General features: G+C 59.5%; 18 protein-coding genes. 16 read left to right on the forward strand and 2 right to left on the reverse strand.

Going from position 1 to position 19,906, the window contains the following annotated elements:
* The 8 genes from minC (at position 1) to JIO00_RS20595 (ending at position 8,014) form a co-directional block, all read left to right on the forward strand.
* Entirely contained in the window at positions 1 to 738 is a 738-nt protein-coding gene (minC, locus tag JIO00_RS20560) for a septum site-determining protein MinC (protein WP_154912306.1), read from the forward strand.
* A 191-nt stretch (positions 739 to 929) separates the two neighbouring features.
* Positions 930 to 1,742 carry a septum site-determining protein MinD gene (gene minD, locus JIO00_RS20565; protein WP_010456697.1) on the forward strand — a complete coding sequence of 271 codons (813 nt, stop codon included), beginning with the start codon at positions 930 to 932 and terminating at the stop codon, positions 1,740 to 1,742.
* On the forward strand, positions 1,742 to 1,996 hold the full coding sequence (gene minE, locus JIO00_RS20570) for a cell division topological specificity factor MinE (protein WP_007898843.1): 255 nt from the start codon (positions 1,742 to 1,744) through the stop codon (positions 1,994 to 1,996). The genes minD and minE overlap by 1 nt, the downstream gene beginning before the upstream one ends.
* 179 nt (positions 1,997 to 2,175) lie before the next feature.
* A complete protein-coding gene (locus JIO00_RS20575; RefSeq protein WP_030131660.1) occupies positions 2,176 to 2,811 on the forward strand; it encodes an RluA family pseudouridine synthase in 636 nt (211 codons plus the stop codon).
* A 50-nt stretch (positions 2,812 to 2,861) separates the two neighbouring features.
* Complete coding sequence (locus JIO00_RS20580; protein ID WP_200666749.1) at positions 2,862 to 3,968, forward strand: hypothetical protein; 1,107 nt, start codon at positions 2,862 to 2,864, stop codon at positions 3,966 to 3,968.
* Positions 3,969 to 4,044: 76 nt separating this feature from the next.
* Entirely contained in the window at positions 4,045 to 5,334 is a 1,290-nt protein-coding gene (locus JIO00_RS20585; protein ID WP_027922480.1) for a M18 family aminopeptidase, read from the forward strand.
* 257 nt (positions 5,335 to 5,591) lie between these two features.
* On the forward strand, positions 5,592 to 5,768 hold the full coding sequence (locus JIO00_RS20590; RefSeq protein WP_008031437.1) for a hypothetical protein: 177 nt from the start codon (positions 5,592 to 5,594) through the stop codon (positions 5,766 to 5,768).
* 77 nt (positions 5,769 to 5,845) lie between these two features.
* Positions 5,846 to 8,014 carry a mechanosensitive ion channel family protein gene (locus JIO00_RS20595; RefSeq protein ID WP_010456714.1) on the forward strand — a complete coding sequence of 723 codons (2,169 nt, stop codon included), beginning with the start codon at positions 5,846 to 5,848 and terminating at the stop codon, positions 8,012 to 8,014.
* A 112-nt stretch (positions 8,015 to 8,126) separates the two neighbouring features.
* On the opposite strand, the gene JIO00_RS20600 is transcribed toward JIO00_RS20595, so the two are convergent.
* Positions 8,127 to 8,840, reverse strand: a complete 714-nt coding sequence (locus tag JIO00_RS20600; RefSeq protein ID WP_010456716.1) for a UTRA domain-containing protein — start codon at positions 8,838 to 8,840, stop codon at positions 8,127 to 8,129.
* Positions 8,841 to 9,189: 349 nt separating this feature from the next.
* Here JIO00_RS20600 and JIO00_RS20605 point away from each other — a divergent pair, with 349 nt between their 5' ends.
* The 6 genes from JIO00_RS20605 to JIO00_RS20630 all read left to right on the forward strand — a co-directional run bounded on the left by JIO00_RS20605 (position 9,190) and on the right by JIO00_RS20630 (position 14,633).
* A complete protein-coding gene (locus tag JIO00_RS20605; protein WP_077748162.1) occupies positions 9,190 to 10,254 on the forward strand; it encodes an ABC transporter substrate-binding protein in 1,065 nt (354 codons plus the stop codon).
* A gap of 188 nt (positions 10,255 to 10,442) precedes the next feature.
* On the forward strand, positions 10,443 to 11,249 hold the full coding sequence (locus tag JIO00_RS20610; protein ID WP_010456720.1) for an alkaline phosphatase family protein: 807 nt from the start codon (positions 10,443 to 10,445) through the stop codon (positions 11,247 to 11,249).
* A 5-nt stretch (positions 11,250 to 11,254) separates the two neighbouring features.
* A complete protein-coding gene (locus JIO00_RS20615; protein WP_154501365.1) occupies positions 11,255 to 12,091 on the forward strand; it encodes an ABC transporter permease in 837 nt (278 codons plus the stop codon).
* Complete coding sequence (locus JIO00_RS20620; RefSeq protein ID WP_010456724.1) at positions 12,078 to 12,878, forward strand: ABC transporter permease; 801 nt, start codon at positions 12,078 to 12,080, stop codon at positions 12,876 to 12,878. The genes JIO00_RS20615 and JIO00_RS20620 overlap by 14 nt, the downstream gene beginning before the upstream one ends.
* Positions 12,875 to 13,864, forward strand: a complete 990-nt coding sequence (locus JIO00_RS20625; RefSeq protein WP_083376032.1) for an ABC transporter ATP-binding protein — start codon at positions 12,875 to 12,877, stop codon at positions 13,862 to 13,864. Before JIO00_RS20620 ends, JIO00_RS20625 begins: the two co-directional genes overlap by 4 nt.
* 115 nt (positions 13,865 to 13,979) lie before the next feature.
* Positions 13,980 to 14,633 (forward strand): HAD family hydrolase, encoded by a 654-nt coding sequence (locus JIO00_RS20630; RefSeq protein ID WP_200666751.1) that lies wholly within the window; start codon positions 13,980 to 13,982, stop codon positions 14,631 to 14,633.
* A gap of 54 nt (positions 14,634 to 14,687) precedes the next feature.
* On the opposite strand, the gene JIO00_RS20635 is transcribed toward JIO00_RS20630, so the two are convergent.
* Positions 14,688 to 15,650 carry a zinc-binding dehydrogenase gene (locus tag JIO00_RS20635; protein WP_200666753.1) on the reverse strand — a complete coding sequence of 321 codons (963 nt, stop codon included), beginning with the start codon at positions 15,648 to 15,650 and terminating at the stop codon, positions 14,688 to 14,690.
* A 140-nt stretch (positions 15,651 to 15,790) separates the two neighbouring features.
* Here JIO00_RS20635 and JIO00_RS20640 point away from each other — a divergent pair, with 140 nt between their 5' ends.
* Positions 15,791 to 17,872: a carboxy terminal-processing peptidase gene (locus JIO00_RS20640; protein ID WP_172962143.1), complete on the forward strand. Its 2,082-nt coding sequence runs from the start codon at positions 15,791 to 15,793 to the stop codon at positions 17,870 to 17,872.
* A gap of 120 nt (positions 17,873 to 17,992) precedes the next feature.
* Positions 17,993 to 19,783, forward strand: a complete 1,791-nt coding sequence (locus JIO00_RS20645) for a bifunctional diguanylate cyclase/phosphodiesterase (RefSeq protein ID WP_102595825.1) — start codon at positions 17,993 to 17,995, stop codon at positions 19,781 to 19,783.
* Positions 19,784 to 19,906 lie beyond the last annotated feature (123 nt).

Consider the following 19,906-nt stretch of genomic DNA (forward strand, 5'->3'; position numbering starts at 1 on the left):
ATGAGCCAAACCGAACCGCAAGACCAGGATCCCGTGTTCCAGTTGAAGGGCAGCATGCTCGCCATTACGGTGCTGGAACTGGCCCGCAACGACCTCGAGAACCTTGATCGGCAACTGGCCGCCAAGGTCGCCCAGGCGCCTAATTTCTTCAGCAATGCGCCGCTGGTGCTGGCCCTGGACAAACTCCCGGCCAGCGAAGGCGCGGTCGATCTGCCGGGCCTGATGCGCGTGTGCCGCCAGCATGGCCTGCGCACCCTGGCGATCCGGGCCAGCCGCATCGAAGACATCGCCGCCGCCATCGCGGTGGATTTGCCGGTGCTGCCGCCGTCCGGCGCCCGAGAGCGTCCCCTCGACCCGCTCGAAGGCCAGGTGAAGAAAAAGCCGGAAAAACTGCCCGAGCCGACCATCAAACCGACGAAAATCATCACGTCGCCAGTACGCGGTGGCCAGCAGATTTATGCCCAGGGCTGCGACCTGGTGGTGATCTCCTCGGTCAGCCCGGGTGCGGAACTTCTCGCCGATGGGAACATCCATGTATACGGTCCGATGCGCGGTCGCGTGCTGGCCGGGGTCAAAGGCGACACGAAAGCCAGGATTTTCTGTCAGCAGATGAGCGCTGAACTGGTCTCCATCGCCGGCCACTACAAGGTTTCCGAGGATTTGCGCCGTGACCCTTTGTGGGGCGCGGGCGTGCAAGTCAGCCTGTCAGGCGACGTGTTGAACATCATTCGGCTTTAACGGATACTGCCGCATTTTCCAAGCATCTCTAAAACGTAGCGAAAACGGCTCAAACGAAGTAGGAAAAAGGCCAAACGCAGTGTTTATCGCTGTTCTGGACCGGATTCCAGCCAAGGCTGTCCGACTGCAGTAGTTTTTCAAGAGATGTTTTTCAGGGGCTAAAAGTCCTTTTTCCTTAGGGGTGAAACACCTTGGCCAAGATTCTAGTGGTTACATCCGGCAAGGGTGGTGTGGGTAAGACCACCACCAGCGCCGCTATCGGTACCGGCCTCGCACTGCGCGGCCACAAAACAGTGATCGTCGACTTCGACGTCGGTTTGCGTAACCTCGACCTGATCATGGGTTGCGAGCGCCGTGTGGTGTATGACTTCGTCAACGTTGTGAACGGCGAAGCCAACCTGCAACAAGCCCTGATCAAAGACAAACGCCTGGAAAACCTCTACGTCCTGGCCGCCAGTCAGACCCGCGACAAAGACGCGCTGACCGTGGAAGGCGTAGAAAAAGTCCTGATGGCGTTGAAAGAAGACTTCGAATACGTGGTCTGCGACTCCCCGGCCGGCATCGAGAAAGGCGCCCACCTGGCCATGTACTTCGCTGATGAAGCGATTATCGTGACCAACCCGGAAGTGTCCTCGGTACGTGACTCGGATCGCATGCTGGGCCTGCTGGCCAGCAAATCCCGTCGCGCCGAAAACGGCGAAGACCCGATCAAGGAACACTTGCTGCTGACCCGCTACAACCCGCAGCGCGTCAGCGATGGCGAAATGCTGGGCGTTGAAGACGTCAAGGAAATCCTGGCGGTTGCCCTGCTGGGTGTCATCCCGGAATCCCAAGCGGTACTCAAGGCTTCCAACTCGGGCGTGCCCGTGATTCTCGACGACCAGAGCGACGCCGGTCAGGCGTACAGCGATGCAGTCGATCGTCTGCTGGGCAAGGAAAAGCCGCATCGATTTATCGATATCACGAAGAAGGGCTTCTTCGAGCGCCTGTTTGGAGGTAGATAATGAATCTTTTTGACTTCTTTCGTGCCAGCAAAAAGGTCAGCACCGCGTCGGTAGCGAAAGAGCGTCTACAGATCATCGTGGCGCATGAACGCGGCCAACGCAGTACGCCGGACTACTTGCCAGCCTTGCAGAAGGAACTGGTGGAAGTGATCCGCAAGTACGTCAATATCGGGTCCGACGACGTGCATGTCGCGCTGGAAAACCAGGGCAGCTGCTCGATCCTGGAACTCAATATCACCCTGCCGGATCGCTAGTCGGTCCAGCGGGAGCCACGGCGGCTCAGGCCCTTACGCTTTTGTAGGAGCGGAACTTGCTCGCGAAGCAGGCAACTCGGTGTATCTGATAGACCGAGATGATGTGTTCGCGAGCAAGCTTCGCTCCTACGGATGCGGGGGCCTGAGTCGCCGTTGGCGTTTGTTACGAGGCTGTTTTAATGCCGTTGTCCAACATCCGCATCATCCATCAGGACGCCGCCGTACTGGTGGTGGATAAACCGACCCTGCTGCTATCTGTCCCTGGCCGGGCCGATGACAACAAGGACTGCCTGATCACCCGCCTGCAAGAAAACGGCTACCCGGAAGCGCGAATCGTCCATCGCCTGGACTGGGAAACGTCCGGCATCATCCTGTTGGCCCGTGACCCGGACACTCATCGCGAGTTGTCTCGGCAATTTCACGACCGCGAAACCGAAAAAGCCTACACAGCCCTGTGCTGGGGACAACCGGAACTGGACAGCGGCAGCATCGACCTGCCCTTGCGCTACGATCCGCCGACCAAGCCACGCCATGTGGTGGACCACGAGTTCGGCAAACACGCCCTGACCTTCTGGCGAGTGCTGGAACGTTGTGGCGACTGGTGCCGCGTCGAACTGACGCCGATCACCGGCCGTTCCCACCAGCTACGCGTACACATGCTTTCCATCGGCCACCCGCTATTGGGTGACGGGCTTTATGCCCACGAGCAAGCGCTGGCCGCGTGGCCGCGTCTGTGCCTGCACGCCAGCATGCTCAGCTTCACCCATCCGCAAACCGGTGAACGCTTGCGCTTCGAATGCCCCGCACCGTTTTAAGCACTGCCTGACACGCAGTCGCCTGCTTTAGCAAAAGGATCCCCATCCCGATGAGCTTTACCGAATTCCCGGCAACACCGGTCAAGAAAACCCGACACCAACTGCTGTACCTGATCTACGGCAACCAGGACGTTTACCGGCGCGAAGCCAAGTTCAGTATCTTGACCGCGCTGTCCCACGCGAAGAACGGCAAGCTCCCGAGCATCCGAATCCTCACGGATCGTCCTCAGGACTACGCCGGCTGGCCGGTCGAAACGGTCATGCTGACCCAGGAAACCCTGACCCTGTGGCAAGGCGAAAACGGCTATCACCATCGTCGCAAGGCCTGCGCGATTGCCGCCGGCTTGCAACTGGCTGAAAAAACCCTGTTCGTCGACACCGACACGCTGTTCACCAGCGACCCGAACCTGATTTTCAACCAGATTCAGCCGCAGCACTACTTGATGGATCGCTTCGAGTACGACTGGCAGGACGTGTGTGAACGTCCCGACTATGTGAAGCTCGGCGGTTGCCTGCAGGCTCACGGCGTCAGCGCGGACAATGGTTTCAAGCTGTACAACAGCGGATTGTGCGGCGTGACCGACGGAGATGGCGCCTTGTTCGAAGAGTCGATCACGCTCATCGACGAATGGACCCGGGACGGCTTCGACATCCACACCATCGAGCAGATCGCCCTGTCGTTCGCCATGCGCGACAAACCGGTTCATGAAGCGAAAAAATACATCTATCACTACTTCGCGGAAAAACGCTTTTTCCATGCGATGCAAGCGTATTTCTTTTCTCAGCATGGCGAGCGGTTCAGCCAGGAGCTGGTCGAACTGTGCCAGGACGTGCCGCGGGTCAAACCCTTCCCATCGGCCTGGCAGCGCCTGAAAATCAAATGGAAGCTGCGTAACCAGAGTGGCGCCCTACGCAAAGTCGGCCGCGATCTGCTTTACGGCAGCGCGGCACCCGATCATCCGTACTACACGGCCTGCCGCCACGAATGGTGGGAATGTGCCTCGCGGGAGATCCTTCGCTGGGACAAGGCTCAACAGAAAAAGCTGCTGGAGACTCATCAGAACGCCTGGCCCCCGCAATTGCCCAAGCCAGAAAAGCCAGAAGATGAGCGGATTATCATGAAGTACCTGAAAAAGCGGGTAGAGGCTGCCAGCTGACGTGACCGGTTCACGTCATGCCCAAAGGCCTCGGCCAATACGTTAAACTCCCGCCCACTGCTGTCTGGAGCTTCTTATGCGCGAAGAGTTGAACCAAGGCCTGATCGACTTCCTCAAGGCCTCCCCTACCCCGTTCCATGCCACTGCCAGCCTCGTTCAGCGTCTGGAAGCGGCGGGTTTTGTGCGCCTTGACGAGCGCGAGCCCTGGACCACTGAAGCCAACGGTCGTTACTACGTCACCCGCAATGACTCGTCGATCGTCGCGATCAAGATGGGACGGCATTCGCCGCTACATGGCGGCATTCGCCTGGTCGGCGCCCACACCGACAGCCCGTGCCTGCGGGTCAAACCCCAGCCGGAATTGCAGCGCCAGGGTTTCTGGCAACTGGGCGTCGAAGTCTACGGCGGTGCGCTGCTGGCGCCGTGGTTTGACCGCGACTTGTCCCTGGCCGGCCGCGTGACGTTCCGCCGCGACGGCAAGGTCGAGAGCCAACTGATCGACTTCAAGGCGCCGATCGCCACCATCCCGAACCTGGCAATCCACCTCAATCGTGAAGCCAATATGGGTTGGGCCATCAACGCCCAGACCGAACTGCCCCCGATCCTCGCGCAATTTGCCGGTGACGAGCGTGTGGACTTCCGCGCCGTGCTCACCAATCAGCTGGCGCTGGAACATGGCCTGAATGCCGACGTGGTGCTCGACTACGAGCTGAGCTTCTACGACACTCAGAGCGCCGCCATTATCGGTTTGCATGGCGACTTCATCGCGGGCGCGCGCCTGGACAACTTGCTGTCGTGCTATGCCGGCCTGCAAGCCTTGTTGACCGCGGAAACCGACGAAACCTGCGTGCTGGTGTGCAACGACCACGAAGAAGTCGGTTCCTGCTCGGCGTGCGGGGCCGATGGTCCGATGCTCGAGCAAACCTTGCGTCGCCTGCTGCCTGAAGGTGACGAATTCGTGCGCACCATTCAGAAATCCTTGCTGGTCTCGGCCGACAATGCCCACGGCGTGCACCCCAACTATGCGGAAAAGCACGACGCCAACCACGGCCCGAAACTCAACGCCGGCCCGGTGATCAAGGTCAACAGCAACCAGCGCTACGCCACCAACAGCGAAACCGCCGGGTTCTTCCGCCATCTGTGCATGGCCGAAGAAGTGCCGGTGCAAAGCTTCGTGGTGCGCAGCGACATGGGCTGCGGCTCGACTATCGGCCCGATCACCGCCAGCCACCTGGGCGTGCGCACCGTGGACATCGGCCTGCCGACGTTCGCCATGCACTCGATCCGTGAACTGTGCGGCAGCCACGACCTGGCCCACCTGGTCAAAGTGCTGAGCGCGTTCTACGCCTGCCAGGAATTGCCGTAATTTCGCGCCAATGAATGGCCGGAATGCTATCTGTGGCGAGGGAGCTTGCTCCCGCTCGACTGCGCAGCAGTCGCAACCCCCGGTGAATGTGTGCTGTCTCATAGATCGCGATAGCTGGGTTTGGGGTTGCTTCGCAACCCAGCGGGAGCAAGCTGCCTCGCCACAATGATCGTGCCGCATTCATGATTGATCTCTGACCACCGGTCGCCCAAAAGCCACCTAGACTTAAGCTATCCCCTTCGACAAGGCAGTCACCCATGATCTCGATGTCTTCATTCCATGCCATGCTGATCCCCATTCTCGCCGGGATGATCTTGCTGGCAATCGGCTTCAACTTCCGCGACAAAAACGCCGGCGTGTTCGCCATGTGGATCGGCATGCTGACGATCCTTGCCACCGTGGTGTTCAAGATCCTCGCCAAACTCAACGAATAAATCCTGCCCCTGGCTCGCATTGATTTTGACGGGCTCGTACACTCGGCCGATCCGTCCCCCCCGAGGTTGACCGCCTAGTGTTCGCTCGTCTTTTCGCCCTGCCGTGTTTCTTCCTTGTCTGCCTGATGACGCTGCTGCCGATGGCGCCTGCCCAGGCGGTCGGTTTGCCGGGCTTGCTCAACAGTTCGGCCAAGGCCCAGCCAGAAGCGCAAGAACCGCTGGGCCAATCACTGGACGAAGTCATCAAGTCGCTGGAGAACGATCAGCAGCGGAGCAAACTGCTGGCGGACCTGAAAAAGCTGCGCGACGTCACCAAAAAAGCTCAGCCGGCCGCCGAAGAAGGCGTGCTCGGCCTGATCGGCGGCACACTGGCCACCTTCGAAAAACAGTTTTCCGGTGCCGACAGCCCGCTCACGCGCTGGTCCGAAGAATTTGACCTGGCCAAAGACGAACTGACCGCGCTGATGCTGCCGGCCAACGAGTGGCTGCCGATCATCTTTGCCTTCGCCATGATTCTGATGGTCTGGAGCCTGCTGGCCGCTGCGCTGATCTGGGTCAGTCACCGGGTGCGCATGCGCTTCGGCCTCACCGAAGAACTGCCGCAACACCCCAAGGCCCTGGACATGTTGCGCTTCGCCCTGCGCAAACTCGGGCCGTGGCTGATTGCCTTGGTCATCACGGTCTACATGAGCTATGCCCTGCCCTCATCCTTGGGCAAAAGCCTGGCCATGGTGCTGGCCTACGCGCTGGTGGTCGGCACCTGTTTTTCGGCGATCTGCGTGATCGCGTTTTCCTTGCTCGACGGCCCGCATCGTCATCGGGCCTTGTACATCCTGCGCCATCAAGCCTTTCGACCGTTGTGGCTGATCGGCAGTTTCGCCGCATTCGGTGAAGCACTGAGCGATCCGCGCCTGGTCGCCAGCCTGGGCAGTCACCTGGCCCACTCCGCCGCCACCGTCGCCAACGTCCTGGCGGCGCTGTCCACCGGGCTGTTCATCCTGCGTTTCCGCCGCCCCATCGCCCACCTGATCCGCAACCAGCCGTTGTCCCGACGTCTGACGCGCCGCGCGCTCAGCGACACCATCGAGATTCTCGGCACCTTCTGGTACGTGCCCGCGCTGGTGCTGGTGGGCATCTCGCTGTTCGCCACCTTCGTCTCGGCGGGCGACACCAGCACCGCACTGCGCCAGGCGCTGATCTGCACCGTGCTGCTGGTGTTGTGCATGGTCATCAACGGACTGGTTCGTCGTCATTCGCTTAAACCGCAAAAGGGTGTGAAGCGTCATGCGCTGTATTCAGAGCGCCTGAAAAGTTTCTTCTACACCCTCGCCCACCTCGTGGTCTGGCTGGTGTTCATCGAACTGGGCCTGCGGGTCTGGGGCATGTCGCTGATTGCCTTCACCGAAGGCGAAGGCCATGAAGTCAGCGTCAAACTGTTCAGCCTCGCCGGTACGCTGATTTTTGCCTGGCTGATCTGGATCCTCAGCGACACCGCGGTGCACCACGCCCTCACCCGCTCGCGCAAAGGCCTTGCCAACGCCCGCGCGCAGACAATGATGCCGCTGATCCGCAACGTGCTGTTCGTGGCGATTTTCATCATTGCGCTGATCGTCGCGCTGGCGAACATGGGCATGAACGTCACGCCACTGCTGGCCGGTGCCGGCGTGATCGGCCTGGCCATCGGTTTCGGTGCGCAATCGCTGGTCGCGGATTTGATCACCGGCCTGTTCATCATCATCGAAGATTCCCTGGCTATCGATGACTACGTGGATGTCGGCGGCCACCTCGGCACTGTCGAAGGCCTGACCATCCGCACCGTTCGCCTGCGGGACATCGACGGCATCGTCCATACCATTCCGTTCAGCGAAATCAAAAGCATCAAGAACTACTCCCGGGAATTCGGCTACGCGATCTTCCGGGTGGCGGTGCCCGCCAGCATGGACATCGACGAGGCGATCAAGCTGATGCGCGAAGTCGGCCAGAAAATGCGCGCCGACCCGCTGCAACGGCGCAATATCTGGTCGCCACTGGAGATCCAGGGTGTCGAAAGTTTCGAGTCGGGCAACGCGATTCTTCGGGCGCGGTTCAAGACTGCACCGATCAAGCAGTGGGAGGTTTCACGGGCGTTCAATCTGTCGCTGAAGCGGCATCTGGATGAGGCCGGGATGGACCTGGCGATGCCGCGAATGAGTGTGCAGGTGCTGACGGCCGGTGGTGGGCCGCAGAAGGATGTATCTGCTACTTGATTGATAGGGTGGCTGTGAGGACGCCATCGCGAGCAGGCTCACTCCTACATTTGAAATGCATTCCAATGTAGGAGTGAGCCTGCTCGCGATGGGAGCGACGCGGTCTCCCTGGCTAAACCACATCCACCCCGACATGAATCGCATCATGGCGCCAAAACTCCAGGTCGCAATCGATCAACCGCTCGTGCTGATCGTAGTTGACCCGAGCAATCCGCAACCCCGGGCTCCCCACCGACACCCGTAACGCTGCCGCCGCATCCACCGACAACGCCGTCGGCACGATCTCGAAACGCACCCGACCATAGTGCAAGTCGTAATGCCTGGCGTACAACTCGGTGATCGACTGATTCAGATCGAAATCCAGAATCCCCGGAAAGTACTGCGGATTCAGGTAGTGCTCCACATAGAGCACCAGCCGCTCATCAATGCGCCGCGCCCGGCAGATCTGAATCACACTGGACAGCGCCGGCAACTGCAACCACGCACACACCGCCGCCGACGCCGGTTGCAACCGCGCCGAAATCACCTCGGTGGACGGCACCCGCCCCTGCGCACTGACCATCGCGTGAAAGTGACTGCGCTGCATCAAGTTGTAAGCCAGGCGCGGTGGCGACACGAACCAGCCACGGCGTTCCTCCCGATAAATCTGCCCTTGGGCTTCCAGTTGCAACAAGGCTTCACGCACGGTGATACGCGTGGTGCCGAACAACTCACTGAGCTTGCGCTCGGCCGGCAGTTTGCTCCCGGGCGCCAACAGGCCATGGTCAAGCTGTTCCTGCAGAACCTGCCCGATGGCTGTCACCGCTTTGGTTGTCTCGATGCGCATCAACGTTACCTATCTGGACTAGACCAGCACTGTTTCGGGGCAGAACCGTGATTCAAACTGGCTCCATCAACTCCCTGCAAGCCTAGGCACTGCTTGTGACTGGCAGATGACAAAGCCGCCGAACGGTTGCGCCAGACACCTGCAAATTCACGGCCAAGTCCTTTCGTATCAGCCCTTTAGCCATGGTCTACGCTTACTCGCAAGCCTGAGCATCACCGCTCGAAAAATGTAGGCCGACCGATCGTCGACATCAAAATGTCATCAGCGGCGCCTAAATTGGCTCAGGTATTGCTGACCTAGACCAACACAACCGCAATCGCAGCGTTGAAAACGCCCAAAGGAGCTTCGGATGAAAAAGCTTTTCCTGGCATCACTGTTAGGCTCGACCATTGCCATGTGCAGCGCCGCCATGGCCGCTGATGATATGAAAACCCTGGAAGCCGCTGCGAAAGCGGAAGGTGCGGTCAATAGCGTCGGCATGCCCGATGACTGGGCCAACTGGAAAGGCACCTGGGCAGACCTGGCCACGAAATACGGCTTGAAACACATCGACACCGACATGAGCTCGGCGCAGGAAATCGCCAAGTTCGCCGCCGAGAAAGACAACGCCAGTGCCGACATCGGCGACGTCGGCGCAGCCTTCGGCCCGATCGCGGTCAAACAAGGCGTGGTGCAACCCTACAAGCCAAGCACCTGGGACCAGATCCCGGACTGGGCCAAGGACAAGGACGGCAACTGGGCACTGGCGTACACCGGCACCATCGCGTTCATCATCAACAAGAAGCTGCTGCACGGTTCCGAAGCTCCGACCAAGTGGGCGGATCTGAAAACCGGTAAATACAAGGTGTCGATCGGTGACGTGAGCACCGCCGCCCAGGCCGCCAACGGTGTACTGGCCGCCGCACTGGCCAACGGTGGCGACGAAAAGAACCTGCAGCCAGCGTTGTTGCTGTTCGCAGATATCGCCAAGCAGGGCCGCCTGTCCATGGCCAACCCGACCATCGCCACGATGGAAAAGGGTGAAATCGAAGTCGGCGTAGTCTGGGATTTCAACGGCCTGAGCTACAAGGCCAAGATGGCGAACCCCGATGACTACGTGGTGCTGATCCCTTCCGACGGTTCGGTGATTTCCGGCTACACCACCATCATCAACAAATACGCGAAGAACCCGAACGCCGCCAAGCTGACCCGCGAATACATCTTCAGCGATGCCGGTCAGATCAACCTGGCGAAAGGTAATGCCCGTCCAATCCGCGCCGAGCACATCAAGCTGCCGGCTGACGTCCAGGCCAAGCTGCTGCCAAACGAGCAGTACAAAAAGGTCACGCCGATCAAAGACGCGGATGCGTGGGAAAAGACTTCCAAGGCTTTGCCGCAGAAGTGGAACGAAGAAGTCCTTGTTGAAATGAAATAACCCTGTAGCCCGACTTCTGTCGGGCTGATGGAGATCCAAATGCAGGAGCGAGCCTGCTCGCGAAAAGCGGACTGACATTCAACACCTGTGTTGACTGACTCAACGCCTTCGCGAGCAGGCTCGCTCCCACAATGGACCGTGGTGAATTCAAGTTTTATGAATGTCTGTTTCGCGGAGTTTTTGCCCCTATGAAGCACAACGTCATCCTTGTCGTGCTCGACGGCCTCAACTATGAAGTCGCGCGCCACGCCTTGGGGCACCTGCAGGCTTACGTCGGCGCAGGACGCGCGGCACTCTACAAACTGGAGTGCGAACTGCCGGCCCTGTCCCGACCACTTTACGAATGCATCCTCACCGGCGTCCCGCCCATCGAGAGCGGCATCGTCCACAACAACGTCGCGCGCCTGTCCAACCAGCGCAGCATTTATCACTACGCCACGGATGCCGGCCTGACTACCGCCGCCGCGGCCTATCACTGGGTCAGCGAATTGTATAACCGCTCGCCGTTCGAGGCCGCCCGGGATCGTCACACCGACAACCCCGACCTGCCGATCCAGCACGGTCACTTCTACTGGAACGATCACTACCCGGATTCGCACCTGTTCGCCGACGCTGAAAACCTGCGTCTGCGCCACGCGCCCAACTTTTTGTTGATCCACCCCATGAACATCGACGACGCCGGGCACAAGCACGGCCTCGACACCCCGCAATACCGCAACAGTGCCCGCTCGGTGGACATTATCCTGGCCGACTACCTGCAAACCTGGCTCGACGCCGGCTACCAAGTGCTGGTGACCGCCGACCACGGCATGAACAACGACCGCTCGCACAACGGCCTGCTGGCGGAAGAACGGGAAGTGCCGCTGTTTGTCCTGGGCGATGCCTTCAGCTTCAACACCAGCGCCGCGCCCAAACAGACTGACATCTGCGGCACGGTCTGCGAACTGCTGGGCGTGGCCCACGACAAACCTGTCTGCCGGGAGCTGCTCAAGTGAATGCCATGACCCGTGGTAAATGGCTGGCAGCGTTGTGCCTGGTGCCTTTCGCTCTGTTTTTTATCGTGTTCGAGATCGCGCCGCTGGTCTGGGTAATGATCAACAGCCTGCAATCGGAAGAGTTCGGCTGGGGCCTGGCCAACTTCACCAAGATCTTCAATTCGAAGTTCTATCTGCAAGCGATCCAGTACAGCCTCGAGATCAGTTTCTGGTCCAGCGTATTCGGGATCATCATCGCGGTGCTCGGCGCCTATTCCCTGCGCCGGGTCGACTCGAAACTGCGTAACTTCGTGAATGCTTTCGCCAACATGACCAGCAACTTCGCCGGCGTGCCCCTGGCCTTTGCCTTCATCATTTTGCTGGGGTTCAACGGCAGCTTCACCATCATGCTCAAGCAGGCCGGGATCATTCAGGACTTCAACCTGTATTCGAAGACCGGGCTGATCATTCTCTACACCTACTTCCAGATTCCATTGGGCGTGCTGCTGCTTTATCCGGCGTTCGATGCCTTGCGCGAAGACTGGCGTGAGTCCGCCGAACTGCTCGGCGCCAACGGCTGGCAGTTCTGGCGCCACATCGGTTTGCCGGTGCTGACCCCTGCGCTGCTCGGCACTTTCGTGATTTTGCTGGCCAACGCGCTTGGCGCCTACGCCACGGTTTACGCGCTGACCACCGGCAACTTCAACGTACTGCCGATCCGCATCGCGGCGATGGTGTCCGGCGACATTTCCCTGGATCCGAACCTGGCCAGCGCGCTGGCCGTGGTACTCGTGGCGTTGATGACCCTGGTGACCATCGTGCATCAGCTGCTGTTGAAGAGGAGCTACCATGTCTCGCGCTGAACTGGGCCCCGCCGGTGTCTATCACCGGGTGGTGGTGTACGTGCTGTTTGCCATTCTGTTGTTGCCGCTGGCCGGGACGTTGATCTACTCGATCGCCAGCAGCTGGTCGGCGACCATTCTACCGAGCGGCTTTACCTTCAAGTGGTACATCCAGCTGTGGAGCGATCCGCGCTTTCTGCATGCCTTCGGGCAGTCGCTGCTGGTGTGCGTCGGCGCGTTGATTCTGTCGGTGGTGCTGATTCTGCCGCTGCTGTTCGTGGTGCATTACCACTTCCCCAAACTCGATGCGCTGATGAACATCCTGATCCTGCTGCCCTTCGCGGTGCCGCCGGTGGTGTCCTCGGTGGGGCTGTTGCAGCTCTACGGTTCCGGGCCATTTGCGATGGTCGGTACGCCGTGGATTCTGATCGGCTGCTACTTCACCATCGCGCTGCCGTTCATGTACCGGGCGATCACCAACAACCTGCAAGCGATCAACCTGCGCGACCTGATGGACGCCGCGCAACTGCTCGGCGCCAGCACCTGGCAAGCCGCGTTCCTGGTGGTGCTGCCGAACCTGCGCAAGGGGTTGATGGTGGCATTGCTGCTGTCGTTCTCGTTCCTGTTCGGTGAATTCGTGTTCGCCAACATCCTGGTCGGCACCCGCTACGAAACCTTGCAGGTCTACCTCAACAACATGCGTAACAGCAGCGGCCACTTCACCAGTGCGCTGGTGATTTCCTACTTCTTCTTTGTGCTGGTTCTGACCTGGGCGGCCAATATCTTGAACAAGGACAAAAGCGAATGAGCTATGTCAGCGTCCAACATCTTCAAAAAAATTACGCGGGCACCACCGTCTTCAGCGACATCAACTGCGAAATCCAGAAAGGTGAGTTCGTCACCCTCCTCGGCCCGTCCGGTTGCGGCAAGTCCACGCTGTTGCGTTGCATCGCCGGCCTGACGTCGGTGGATGGCGGCAAGATTCTGCTGGAGGGCGTCGATCTGGTTCCGATGAGCCCACAGAAACGCGGGATTGGCATGGTGTTTCAGAGTTACGCACTGTTCCCCAACATGACCGTGGAGCAGAACATCGCCTTCGGTCTGCGCATGCAAAAGGTCAACGCCGACGACAGCCAGAAGCGTGTCGTCGAAGTGCTGAAACTGGTGGAGCTCAATGACTTCGCCGCGCGCTACCCGCATCAATTGTCGGGCGGCCAGTGCCAGCGCGTGGCCCTCGCCCGCTCATTGGTTACCCGTCCGCGGCTGTTGTTGCTGGACGAACCACTGTCGGCCCTCGATGCGCGGATTCGCAAGCACCTGCGCGAACAGATCCGTCAGATCCAGCGTGAACTCGGTCTGACCACGATCTTCGTCACACACGATCAGGAAGAAGCCCTGACCATGTCTGACCGGATTTTCCTGATGAATCAGGGAAAGATCGTACAGAGCGGCGACGCCGAAACCCTCTACACCGCGCCCGTGGATGTGTTTGCCGCCGGTTTCATCGGCAACTACAACCTGCTGGACGCCGACAGCGCCTCGAAACTGCTGCAACGGCCGATCAACCACCGCATCGCGATTCGCCCGGAAGCCATCGAGCTGAGCCTCAATGGCGAGCTGGATGCGCAAGTACGCAGCCACAGTTTGCTGGGCAACGTGATTCGCTATCGGGTCGAAGCCCGGGGCGTGGAATTGGTGGTGGATGTGCTGAACCGCTCGGCGGCCGATCTGCACCCCGATGGTCAGCGCCTGGCACTTTCCATCGATCCGACTGCCCTGTGTGAAGTAGCTTGAAAACAGCTGCAAGCTGCAAGCTGCGAGCGACAAGTTGTAAACTGCTCACCACCTCAATCACTTCTTGCGGCTTGAAACTTGCCGCTTGAAGCTGTTCTCGGAGAGAACCGCACTAATGGCCTTGGCAATTTTTGATCTGGACGAAACCCTGATCCACGGCGACTGCGCCACCCTCTGGAGCGCGCAAATGGGCCGCCTGGGCTGGGTCGATCCCGAGTCGTTCATGCGTCAGAACAACGAACTGATGGACGCTTACAGCCACGGCAAACTGCGCATGGAGGAGTACATGACCTTCAGCCTGGAGCCGATGATCGGGCGCACACCGGAAGAGGTCGAGCATTTGGTCGGGCCTTGGGTGGAAGACTTCATCGAGCCGATCATCTTCAGTGACGCCACCAAAGCCATCGCCGCCCATCGCAAGGCCGGTGACCGGATTCTGGTGATCTCGGCCTCGGGCACGCACTTGGTCAAGCCGATTGCCGACCGTCTGGGCATCGACGAGACTCTCGCCATCGAACTGGAAGTGACGCATGGCGTTTATAGCGGTCAGACCGTCGGCACCCTGACCTACCGCGAAGGCAAGATCGTCCGGTTGCTGGAGTGGCTGGATGCGGAAGAGGAGAATCTGGAAGGTGCGAGTTTCTATTCCGACTCGCGTAACGATTTACCGCTGCTGTTGAAGGTGGATTTCCCACACGTGGTGAACCCGGATCCGGTGTTGCTTGAGCACGCCGAAAAAGCCGGCTGGCCAATCCATATCTGGAAGTAACCGATATCCCTGTAGGAGCGCCGCCCGCTCGCTCCTACAGGTTCAGTGTGTCCTTCAGGTCAGGCTTGGGTCGATTATCAGGACCAGCTTCCCCGCCACCTTATTACTCGCCAACGCCGCAAACGCCGCTTCTGCGTCCTTGATCGGGTAGGTCTTCGCCAACTGGGGACTCAACCGCCCTTCAGCAAACAACGGCCACACATGCTGGCTCAAATCACTGAACAAATCCGCCTTGAACTGCTCATCACGACTGCGCAACGTCGAGCCCAGCAGTTGCACGCGCTTGGCCAGAACCTGCGCCAGATCCAGGTTCGCATCACGACCGCCCATCAAGCCGATCAGCACCCAGCGACCATCCAGAGCCAGCATTTTCAGGTTCAGCGCGGCGTAGTTGCCGCCGACCGGATCGAGAATCACATCGAACGGTCCCAGGTCGCGCAAGCTGTCCAGGTCGCCCGTGCGCACCACACCCCCCTGCGCACCCAGCGCTTCGCAATAAGCCAGACGCTCGGCGGAACCGACGCTGACCCAGCACGGGTTGCCAAAGGCCTTGCATAGCTGAATGGCCGCTGAACCGATTCCACTTGCTCCTGCGTGCAGAAGAACTTTCTCACCCGGTTTGAGCGCAGCGAGTTGAAACAAATTCAGCCAGACGGTCGCGTACACTTCCGGCAACGCCGCCGCCTCGGCCAGGGACAAACCTTCGGGGACCGGCAGCACATGCCGTCCGTCGACAACTACCTCTTCGGCCATCCCGCCCCCGGCCAGCAAGGCGCAGACCCGATCGCCGACCTGCCAGGACGAGCCCGGGCCGACTTCGCTGATCACCCCCGAACACTCAAGACCCAGTACCTGACTGGCTCCCGGCGGTGGCGGATAAAGCCCTGCTTTCTGTAACAAATCGGCGCGATTGAGGCCTGCTGCCGCCACTCGAATCCGAACTTGTCCTACATCGCATGTAGGACTGGGCTCTTCAACCCACTCCACTTGACCTTCCACGCCTTGCAATGCTTTCACAGTGCCTCCATAGTGAGTCTGGACTGAGCCCGTAGCTGTAGCGCCGGGCTTTCTTGCATTATGTGACCGGCCCTTTGTGGAACCGGCGACTTCAAAGACGGCCTAATATGCGTGATCAATTGTCTCCGCGTCGAATCAGCATGAAGCATTTTTTCCCCAGCACCGCCCTAGCCCTATTCATTGGTATCGGCCTGTTGCCGATGTCGAGCAATACATTCGCAGCCAATAGCTGGGACAAGCTTCAGCCTGATCGTGACGAAGTGATCGCCAGCCTGAACGTCGTCGAACTGCTCAAGCGCCATCACTACAGCAAGCCGCCGCTCGATGACGCGCGCTCCGTGATCATCTATGACAGCTACCTCAAGCTGCTGGATCCGTCGCGCAGCTACTTCATGGCCAGCGACATTGCCGAATTCGACAAGTGGAAGACCCAGTTCGACGACTTCCTGAAAAGCGGCGACCTCAACGCCGGGTTCACCATCTACAAGCGCTACCTGGACCGCGTCAAAGCGCGTCTGGACTTCGCCCTTGCCGAGCTGAACAAGGGCGTCGACAAAATCGACTTCAATACCAAGGAAACCTTGCTGATCGATCGCAAGGACGCCCCTTGGCTCAAGTCCACCGCAGAACTCGACGACCTGTGGCGCAAACGCGTCAAGGACGAAGTCTTGCGGCAGAAGATCGCGGGCAAGGATTCCAAGCAGATTCAGGAAACCTTGACCAAGCGCTACAAAAACCAGTTGGCGCGCCTGGACCAGACCCGTGCGGAAGATATCTTCCAGGCGTACATCAACACCTTCGCCATGTCCTACGACCCGCACACCAACTATCTGTCGCCGGATAACGCGGAAAACTTCGACATCAACATGAGCCTGTCCCTCGAGGGCATCGGCGCCGTGTTGCAGAGCGATAACGACCAGGTGAAAGTCGTGCGCCTGGTGCCTGCCGGCCCGGCCGACAAGACCAAACAGGTTGCACCGGCCGACAAGATCATCGGCGTTGCCCAAGGCAACAAAGAGATGGTCGACGTGGTCGGCTGGCGCCTGGACGAAGTGGTCAAGCTGATCCGTGGTCCGAAAGGCACCGTGGTGCGCCTGGAAGTGATTCCGGCCAGCAATGCGCCAAACGACCAGACCAGCAAGATCGTGCCGATCACCCGCGAAGCGGTGAAGCTTGAAGACCAGGCAGTGAAGAAGTCGGTGCTCAACCTGAAACAGGATGGCAAGGACTACAAGCTCGGCGTCATCGAGATCCCGGCCTTCTACCTCGACTTCAAGGCGTTCCGTGCTGGCGATCCGGATTACAAGAGCACCACTCGCGACGTCAAGAAACTGCTGACCGAGCTGCAGAAAGAGAAAGTCGACGGCGTGGTCATCGACTTGCGCAACAACGGCGGCGGCTCTCTGCAGGAAGCCACCGAGCTGACCAGTCTGTTCATCGACAAAGGTCCGACCGTGCTGGTGCGTAATGCCGACGGCCGTGTCGATGTGCTGGAAGATGAAAACCCGGGCGCATTCTATAAAGGCCCGATGGCGTTGCTGGTCAACCGCTTGTCCGCCTCGGCTTCGGAGATTTTTGCCGGCGCCATGCAGGACTACCACCGTGCACTGATTATCGGTGGCCAGACCTTCGGTAAAGGCACCGTGCAGACTATTCAGCCGTTGAACCATGGCGAGCTGAAACTGACCCTGGCCAAGTTCTACCGGGTTTCCGGCCAGAGCACCCAGCATCAGGGCGTACTGCCGGACATCGATTACCCGTCGATCATCGACACCAAGGAAATCGGCGAAAGCGCCCTGCCGGAAGCCATGCCGTGGGACACCATCCGCGCGGCCATCAAGCCGGCGGCCGACCCTTTCAAACCGTACATCACGCAGCTCAAATCCGAGCATGACGTGCGCACGGCCAAAGACGCCGAATTCGTGTTCATTCGCGACAAGCTGGCCCTGGCCCAGAAGCTGATGACGGAGAAAACCGTCAGCCTCAATGAAACTGATCGCCGTGCGCAACACGCCGATATCGAAGCCAAGCAACTGGTGATGGAAAACATCCGTCGCAAGGCCAAGGGCGAAGAGCCGCTCAAAGAGCTGAAGAAAGAAGACGAAGACGCCATCGCGGCCGAGCCGGACAAGACCAAGCCAGAAGACGATGCCTACTTGAGCGAGACCGGGCGGATTCTGTTGGACTACCTGAAACTCAACACCGCGGTCGCCAAGCACTAAAATGATGGCAATTTAATGCTGACGCTCCCCGGAGCGTCATCAAACAGTCATCATTCTGTCGTGAAATAAAGGACTGGGAGCTCATGGCTCCCAGTCCTTTTTTTATCGCCAGAGATCGCCATGACCACCACCGAACAGCTGAGTGCATTGAGTTCCATTCTGGCTCAAAGCGGTTTGCACAGCCTGTTCCAGCCGATCATTTCCGTCTCTGAGCGACGCATTGTCGGCTTCGAAGCCCTCACTCGCGGCCCCTCGAACAGTCCGCTGCACTCCCCCATCGCATTGTTCGCGGTTGCCCGCCAGGCCGGTCGCTTGAGCGAGCTGGAAATCGCCTGCCGTGAAAGTGCCTGCCGACGCTTCAATGAACAACAGCTGCCGGGCAAACTGTTTCTCAACGTCTCTCCGGAATCCCTGTTGGAAGCCGCTCACCAACCGGGTCGCACCCTGCAATTGCTGCAGGACTTCGGCATCCCGCCGAGCCAGGTGGTGATCGAACTCACCGAACAAACCCCGACCGACGACTTCCAGTTGCTGCAAAATGCCCTGCATCACTACCGGGCGATGGGTTTTTCCATTGCGCTCGATGATCTGGGGGCGGGTTATTCGAGTTTGCGGCTCTGGTCCGAGCTGCGGCCGGATTACGTGAAAATCGACCGGCACTTTATCGACGGCATTCACCAGGATGCCCTCAAACGTGAATTCGTCGGCTCGATCCTGCAAATCGCCAAAGCCTCACGGGCACAAGTGATCGCCGAAGGCATCGAATTGCCGGAAGAGCTCGCGGTGTTGACCGAGATGGGCGTCGATCTGGTGCAAGGCTACTTGCTGTGTCGGCCTCAAGAGCATCCACCTCGCGACGCCCGAGTCTTGATGCCAAAACGGGAAAGCACAGCAGTGGCTTTGAATGATGACGCCAGTGACCTCAGCGCCTTGCTCAACGACCAACCGGCCGTGGCCCGGGACACACCGACGGCCACGGTGCTGGAAGCCTTCCGCCGCCAGGCCAACCTGAACTCACTGGCGGTGCTTGACGAGCAAGGCCATCCCTGCGGCATCGTCCATCGGCATTCGCTCTCGGACGCACTGCTCAAGCCCTTTGCTACCGACCTTTTCGCACGCAAGCCCATCAGCCGCTTGATGAACGACGACTTCCTCGCCGTGGAGATGAGCCAGTCACTGCAACAAGTCAGTCGCTTGATCACCAGCCGCGCGCGCCAGCGCATCGAGGAGGACTTCATCATCACCCTCAACGGCGGCTATCTGGGCCTGGGCCGGGTGATCGATGTGCTCAAGCTGATTACCGAACTGAAAATCCAGCAGGCCCGCTACGCCAACCCGCTGACCCTGTTGCCAGGCAACGTGCCCATCCAGCAATGCCTGACGCGGCTGCTGCAACAGGAGCGGGAGTCGGTGATCTGTTACGTCGACATCGACAGTTTCAAACCCTTCAACGACATCTATGGCTACGGCCGTGGGGACGAAGTCCTGCTGTGTCTGGCTCAATGCCTGAACGATCGGGTGGACCCGGCCCGCGACTTCGTTGGCCATATCGGCGGGGATGATTTCCTGCTGGTGCTCGGCCCGGAAGACTGGCGCAAACGTCTGAACCAGTTGCTGGACGACTTCCACAGCCAGTGCCGACGCTTCTACCGCAGCGAACACCTGGAAGCCGGCTGCTTTATCGCACCGAATCGCCAGGGCATGCGCCAGGAGTTTCCACTGCTGTCATTGTCGATTGGCGTCGTGCATTTACACCCACAGGCCTGTGGACAACTCGATGCGAGCCAGTTGGCAGAGATGGCTTCGCAGGCCAAGCATCACGCGAAGAATGTGGCGGGGTATAGCGTGTATGTGATTGATAGTTTGGTGGTGCCGGTGCAAAACGAGGATTTGATCATCGGGCAGCGGTGATTGAACGGACGCCTTCGCGGGCAAGCCTCGCTCCTACAGGGGTTTTTGTCGTTCGCAACTATTGTGGACTACCCATCTCCCGTAGGAGCGAGGCTTGCCCGCGAAGAGGCCAGACCACACAAC

The organism is Pseudomonas sp. SW-3 (assembly GCF_016615645.1).
GTDB lineage: Bacteria > Pseudomonadota > Gammaproteobacteria > Pseudomonadales > Pseudomonadaceae > Aquipseudomonas > Aquipseudomonas mandelii.

Coding starts and splice junctions, on each gene's coding strand:
- minC (WP_154912306.1), top strand. CDS start 1: ATGAGCCAAACCGAACCGCAAGACCAGGATCCCGTGTTCCAGTTGAAG.
- minE (WP_007898843.1), top strand. CDS start 1,742: ATGAATCTTTTTGACTTCTTTCGTGCCAGCAAAAAGGTCAGCACCGCG.
- JIO00_RS20575 (WP_030131660.1), top strand. CDS start 2,176: ATGCCGTTGTCCAACATCCGCATCATCCATCAGGACGCCGCCGTACTG.
- JIO00_RS20580 (WP_200666749.1), top strand. CDS start 2,862: ATGAGCTTTACCGAATTCCCGGCAACACCGGTCAAGAAAACCCGACAC.
- JIO00_RS20585 (WP_027922480.1), top strand. CDS start 4,045: ATGCGCGAAGAGTTGAACCAAGGCCTGATCGACTTCCTCAAGGCCTCC.
- JIO00_RS20590 (WP_008031437.1), top strand. CDS start 5,592: ATGATCTCGATGTCTTCATTCCATGCCATGCTGATCCCCATTCTCGCC.
- JIO00_RS20600 (WP_010456716.1), bottom strand. CDS start 8,840: ATGCGCATCGAGACAACCAAAGCGGTGACAGCCATCGGGCAGGTTCTG.
- JIO00_RS20605 (WP_077748162.1), top strand. CDS start 9,190: ATGAAAAAGCTTTTCCTGGCATCACTGTTAGGCTCGACCATTGCCATG.
- JIO00_RS20610 (WP_010456720.1), top strand. CDS start 10,443: ATGAAGCACAACGTCATCCTTGTCGTGCTCGACGGCCTCAACTATGAA.
- JIO00_RS20615 (WP_154501365.1), top strand. CDS start 11,255: ATGACCCGTGGTAAATGGCTGGCAGCGTTGTGCCTGGTGCCTTTCGCT.
- JIO00_RS20620 (WP_010456724.1), top strand. CDS start 12,078: ATGTCTCGCGCTGAACTGGGCCCCGCCGGTGTCTATCACCGGGTGGTG.
- JIO00_RS20625 (WP_083376032.1), top strand. CDS start 12,875: ATGAGCTATGTCAGCGTCCAACATCTTCAAAAAAATTACGCGGGCACC.
- JIO00_RS20630 (WP_200666751.1), top strand. CDS start 13,980: ATGGCCTTGGCAATTTTTGATCTGGACGAAACCCTGATCCACGGCGAC.
- JIO00_RS20640 (WP_172962143.1), top strand. CDS start 15,791: ATGAAGCATTTTTTCCCCAGCACCGCCCTAGCCCTATTCATTGGTATC.
- JIO00_RS20645 (WP_102595825.1), top strand. CDS start 17,993: ATGACCACCACCGAACAGCTGAGTGCATTGAGTTCCATTCTGGCTCAA.